Source organism: Corallococcus sp. 4LFB, assembly GCF_046520365.1.
Classification (GTDB): Bacteria; Myxococcota; Myxococcia; order Myxococcales; family Myxococcaceae; genus Corallococcus; species Corallococcus caeni.
In genome coordinates this window covers 1-5598 of the sequence record NZ_JBKGHJ010000513.1, presented here as the reverse complement: position 1 = coordinate 5598, position 5598 = coordinate 1, and the positions used below count along the sequence as shown (strand labels likewise).

At 71.4% G+C, this 5598-nt stretch carries 4 protein-coding genes; 1 reads left to right on the top strand and 3 read right to left on the bottom strand.

Annotation, left to right across the window (positions count from 1 at the left end; translation table 11 throughout):
• Positions 1-1381: 1381 nt before the first annotated feature.
• Complete coding sequence (locus ACLEQD_RS35575) at positions 1382-2737, top strand: tetratricopeptide repeat protein (protein ID WP_410390250.1); 1356 nt, start codon at positions 1382-1384, stop codon at positions 2735-2737.
• 42 nt (positions 2738-2779) lie between these two features.
• Here ACLEQD_RS35575 and ACLEQD_RS35570 read toward each other — a convergent pair whose 3' ends face one another.
• The 3 genes from ACLEQD_RS35570 to ACLEQD_RS35560 form a co-directional block, all read right to left on the bottom strand.
• Positions 2780-3814, bottom strand: coding sequence for a rod shape-determining protein (locus tag ACLEQD_RS35570; RefSeq protein WP_014400170.1), 1035 nt, complete (start codon positions 3812-3814; stop codon positions 2780-2782).
• A 233-nt stretch (positions 3815-4047) separates the two neighbouring features.
• Entirely contained in the window at positions 4048-4767 is a 720-nt protein-coding gene (locus tag ACLEQD_RS35565) for a glycosyltransferase family 2 protein (RefSeq protein WP_171414864.1), read from the bottom strand.
• A gap of 56 nt (positions 4768-4823) precedes the next feature.
• Positions 4824-5598 (bottom strand): pyridoxal phosphate-dependent decarboxylase family protein (locus ACLEQD_RS35560; RefSeq protein ID WP_410390248.1); only part of this gene is annotated, 775 nt, incomplete at its 5' end.

The following is a 5598-nucleotide window of genomic DNA, read 5'->3' as shown; positions in this document are numbered from 1 at the left end:
GTCCGACAGTCGGGCCACTTGGGAGGACCGTGGCATGGGGGCGCCGCATGAACCTGTCCGACAGTCGGACCACTTGGGAGGACCGTGGCATGGGGACGCCGCACGAACCTGTCCGACAGTCGGACCACTTGGGCGGACCGTGGCAGGGGACCCTCCGCTCCAGCCGAGCCGCATGAGCCTGTCCGACAGTCGGACAGGTTTGGACAGCCGCGTCGGGCGGGAGGTGGACCCCGCTTATGTCCGGGGGCCTGGCGCGACGATGACGGAGACACTCACGAGGTCGAAGGCGCGGGGGCCTTGGGCCGTGGCTTGATGGGATTCAAGGCAGGGGGCTTGCTTCCCCCCCGTCAGCACCCGGTTGAATGCGGGCCCATGTCCCTCACCCCTGTCACGGACCCCAGCGGCCTGCTGGAGCGCGCGCCGCGTCTGACGGAACTTCTGCCAGACTCCGCGCTGTCGGAGGCGCTGTCACGGGGCGATGCGTGGGCGGTGCACGCGGTGCTCTCCCGCAGGCTGGAGCTTGAACCACCCGGGCCCACTCGGCAGCTGCTGACGGCGCTGGTGGAGGACCGCGGCGCCTTCGTCATCGCGGGCCGCCCGCCGCCCACGTCCTCCGTGCTGGGGACAGGCGTCCGGTGGAAGGGCGCTCCTCCGCGCGGCGCCGCCCCGGACTCGCCCTTCGTCGCCGAGCGCATGGTGACGGTGCTGGGCATTCCGGTGTGGCCGCTGGACGGCTACCTCGTGCGCTCGGACGACAAGGCGTCCGTGCAGGTCATCGGGCAGGTGCCGCCCTCGCCCGGAAGGGCTCGCCGCCGCGCGGGCGCCCTGGCCGTGATGGCGCTGGGGCTGTGTGCCCTCGCGGGGGCGGGCGCGGTGTGGCTGGAGGCGCGGAGCCTGCGCGCCGTGACGGTCGTCAACGGCCTGTCGCGGCCCGTGGACGTGCGCATCGGCGGTGAGCACTGGGTGGTGGCGCCCGGGACGCAAGAGCAGGGGCGCGTGAAGCTGGGCGACGACCTGCTCCGCGCGGTGACGACCTGGCCCGGCCAGGAGGCGGTCATCGAGGACGTGGTGCTCCCGACGGAGGGCGAGCGGATCCTCTACAACGTGAAGGGCGCGGCGATGCTGGAGGCGGTCCCGGACGCGGAGGCCACCTACGCGAGCCCTCGCTCCCGGTCCTTGCCGGACAACGCCATGGTGCTCCAGTCGGGTGAGCGGCTCTCCGTCCAGGCCGCGAACTGGGAGGCCGCCGCGCGCGCCTTCGCGGAAGAGGGACGCTGGCAGGCCGCGGGCCGCGTGGCGTCCGCCGTCGCGGAGGTGGAGCCCGGGAACGACCCTGGCGCGGGAGACGGCCGCGCGCGCGTGGCTCACCGTGGACACGCAGGTGCCCGCGAACCTGCCGGCCGACCTGCGCTGGCGCAACACGCGCGACTTCGCGGCGATGCTGATGCACACCTGGCAGGAGGACCCGGAGGCCCAGGCGCTGGCGCTGGAGTTGATGCGCTTCATCGGCCAGGGGGCCCAGGCCCGCGCACGCTACGCGGAGCACGCGCAGCAGCATCCGGACTCACCGCTGGCGGCCCTCTACCTGCAGCGGGCGAGCCCACCGCATCCGGGCTCCGCGGACGCCGTCGACGCCTACGCGAAGCTGGCGGCACGTTTCCCGGACTCGCCCGAGGTGAACCGCGCGTGGCTGGAGGCGCGGTGGCGCTTCGAGCTGGAGGACTCGCGGGACTGGGGGGACCGCGAACGCCAGGAGTTCGTCACCGAGACGGCGAGGCTGCTGACCGCCCTCGAGGAGAAGCACCCGCCAGAAACACTGAAGGCGCTGGAGCTGGACGTGCGCATCTTCCTGCGCGCGCGGCTGCGCGACGCGGCGACGACCCTGGTGCGCCGCCACGGCGAGGACCCGCGCCGCCGGACCTGGGACTTCCTGGTGCTGGCCGGACGCACGGCCGCCGCCGCCGGGCCCGAGCACACGTCCTACGTGATGCGCGACTGGATTCCCCCCGCCCTGGCGCGGCAGCCGGAGCGGATGGCGCTGCTGGACCTGCTCACCGGCCAGCGCTCGCCGAAGGACGCGGAGCTCGCCGCGCTGCCGTCTCCCGAGGACCGCGCCGTGCTGCGTCTCACCCGGGACGTGCTGCGGGACCCGAAGCGCGCGCTGGAAGAGGCCAGGGGCGCCCCCAAGGCCGTGCTGCCCCGGCTGGACCCGGAGGTCCTCGCGCTGCTCGCCCTGGAGCTCACGCGCACCGGCGAGCCCTGGGGGAAACAGCTCTTCAATGTCTCGCTGCCGCTGATGCTCGCGCGCGAACCGCTGCGAAACCACGTCCTGTCCGCCTCGGACGTCCCTGGACCGGACTTCCTCCGCCTGCCCCCGGGCCTGCGCGCCGCCGCCACCCTGGTCCACGCCCGTCGCGACGCGAAGGAGGGCTACCCGGTGTTCGTGGAGCGGCTGGACGGCCTGGCCCGCCTGGACGCCCTGGGCGGCTTCTCGGTCCGCGCCGCCAGCTCCTGGATGCGGCGCGCCTTCGAGGCCTGCATGGACACGAAGGTGGCGCAGCCCCTGCCTCCGGGAATCCTCCTGAAGTGGGACCTGGTGCGGGAGCAGGCCCGCAGGGAGAACGACAGGGAAAGCCGCCGCCCGAACTGCGAGGCACGCATCGTCCGGCCCACGGGCCTTCCGCTGCCCCGGGCCACCGCCACGCCCCCCGGAAACGCGAACGGCGCCGACCCCTGAACGAGGTCCGGCGCCGTCACGGTGCAACAGGGGAGCGGGGCTTCAGCCCGGCTGGCAGACCTGGCGGAGGATGTCCAACGACTCCAGCGCCTTGCCCGCGCCAATCACCACGGCGGACAGCGGGTCCTCCGCGAGGAACACCGGCAGGCCCGTCTCCTCGCGCAAGAGCGTGTCCAGGTTCTTGAGCAGCGCGCCGCCACCGGCCAGCACGATGCCCCTGTCGGCGATGTCACCGGCCAGCTCCGGCGGCGTGCGCTCCAGCGTTAGCTTCACCGCCTCCACGATGCCGTTGACGGGCTCCGCGAGCGCGTCGCGCACCTCGTCGCTGGACACCGTCAGCGTGCGCGGCACGCCGGCCACCAGGTCGCGACCCTTGATCTCCATGGTCATGACCTCGTCCGTCGGGTACGCCGTGCCGATGCCCATCTTGATGAGCTCCGCCGTGCGCTCACCGATGAGCAGGTTGTACTTGCGCTTGACGTACTGGATGATCGCCTCGTCCAGCTTGTCGCCGCCGATGCGCACGGACTTGGCGAACACGATGCCCGCGAGGCTGATGACCGCGACGTCGGACGTGCCGCCGCCGATGTCCACAATCATGTTGCCGCTGGGCTCCGTCACCGGCAGGCCCGCGCCAATCGCGGCGGCCATGGGCTGCTCGATGAGGTAGACCTCGCGCGCGCCCGCGTTGGCGGCCGCCTCACGCACCGCGCGGCGCTCCACCTCCGTGATGCCGGACGGGATGCCGATGATGATGCGCGGGTTCACCAGCGTCTTGCGGTTGTGCGCGCTCTGGATGAAGTAGCGCAGCATCGCGGCGGTGATTTCGAAGTCGGCGATGACGCCGTCCTTCATGGGCCGGATGGCCACGATGTTGCCCGGCGTCCTGCCGAGCATCTCCTTGGCCTCCTTGCCCACGGCGAGCACCTTCTTGCCGCCGCGCGAGTCCTGCTGCACCGCCACGACGGAGGGCTCGTTCGACACGATGCCCTGGCCGCGGATGTAGATGAGCGTGTTCGCCGTACCCAGGTCGATGGCGAGGTCGCGCGAAAACAGGGTGTGGAGCCAGTCGAACATACGGGGACGGAAACTTTCGGAAGGGCCGCGAAACTTCCCCGCCCTTCAGACGGAGTGCGTTGTCGAAACTACTACGCGCCGCAATACGGAGGAAGAAAAGCCGGAGCCCCCTTGGGGCGCCGCTCGCTGGACAACCAACCGCACCCGCCGCTCTGTTCCCTTCTCCGCATTCGACGCGGCCCCCTCGCGCAAGCGCGGGCCGCATCCTCCCCCGGACAGCGGCCGGGCGGACGTCAGCGCTTCACGGAGTACTTCGCGATGGCGTAGAGGGCGCGCACGCCGTCCTTCCAGCCAATCTTCTTGCCCTCCTCGTAGGTGCGCCCATGGTAGCTGATGGGCACCTCGAAGACGCGCCAGTCGCCGCGCGCCACCTTGGCGGTGATTTCGGGCTCGAAGCCGAACCGGTCCTCCTCCACGTGCACGGAGCGCAGGACCTCCGCGCGGAAGGCCTTGTAGCAGGTCTCCATGTCCGTGAGGTTCAGCCCGCTCGTCATGTTGGAGAGCGTGGTGAGCACGTTGTTGAGGACGGTGTGCCAGTAGTACAGCACCCGGCGCGGCGACCCGATGAAGCGGCTGCCGAAGACGACGTCCGCCTCGCCATCGATGATGGGCTGGATGACGCGCGGGATGTCCTTGGGGTCGTATTCCAGGTCCGCGTCCTGCACCAGGATGATGTCCCCGGTGGCCTCGGCGAACCCCCGGCGCAGCGCGGCCCCCTTGCCCTGGTTCTTCTCCTGGAAGAGCACCCGGATTTCGTTCCGGTTCTTCGGCGTGCCCCCCAGGACGTCCAGGCCCTGTTCGGACAGCTGGCGGAGGAACTCGCGGCTGCCGTCCTTGGAGCAGTCGTCCACCAGGACGAGCTCCTTGGGGAAGTCCACGGCGGTGCAGCGGCGGAGGATTTCCGCCAGGGTGGGAATCTCGTTGTAGACGGGAATGACGAGCGAGACGAGCATGGCGGCCCCGCCCTATCTCATTTCCTCCGTCCGGGCGACTCCCTTGCTCACAAAATTCAGGGCCGCGCCGCCCTCCGGAGCGCGTCCAGCAGGGCCTCCAGGTCCGCGTCCCCCGTGAGCGGGTGGATGAGCGTCGTACGCAGGTACACCCCCCGGGGCAGCCGCGTCTGCACCAGGTAGAAACTTCCACGGGAGACCAATTCCTCGCGCAGGCGGACCTGGAGGGCGTCCCAGCCCTCCGGGGGCACGTGCGCGGGGGTGTGGCGGAAGCAGACGATGTTGCAGTCGGGCTCCAGCGCCAGCTGGAAGTCCGGGGCGGCGGTGAGCATGCCCGCGAAGCGCCGGGCCTGGTCATAGGACGCGGTGACGGCCTCCTCGAAGACGCGCGTGCCCAGCACGGACAGGCACGCGTAGACCTTGAGGGGCATCATCTCCTTGGTGCACTCCAGCGTGCGCAGGCCCACGTCGCTGTAGGGGCGCGCATCGTCGCCGTCGCCGTGGAAGAGGTAGTGGGCCTCCTGGGAGAAGGCGTCGAAGGAGCGCGCCCCGTCGCGGAAGAGCACGGCCGTCACCAGCGCGGGCATGAGCAGCCCCTTGTGCGCGTCCCACACCACGGAGTCCGCCCGCTCGATGCCCTTCACCTGCGCGCGGTACTTCGGGCTCAGCGACGCGGCGGCCCCGTGCGCGCCGTCCACGTGGAACCACAGGCCGTGCGCTTGCGCGAAGTCCGCCACGGGCTCCAGCGGGTCGAAGGCGCCGGTGGCGGTGGAGCCCGCGCTGGCCACCACGGCGATGGCCCTGCGCCCCGCGCGGGTGGCCCCCGCGAGCGCG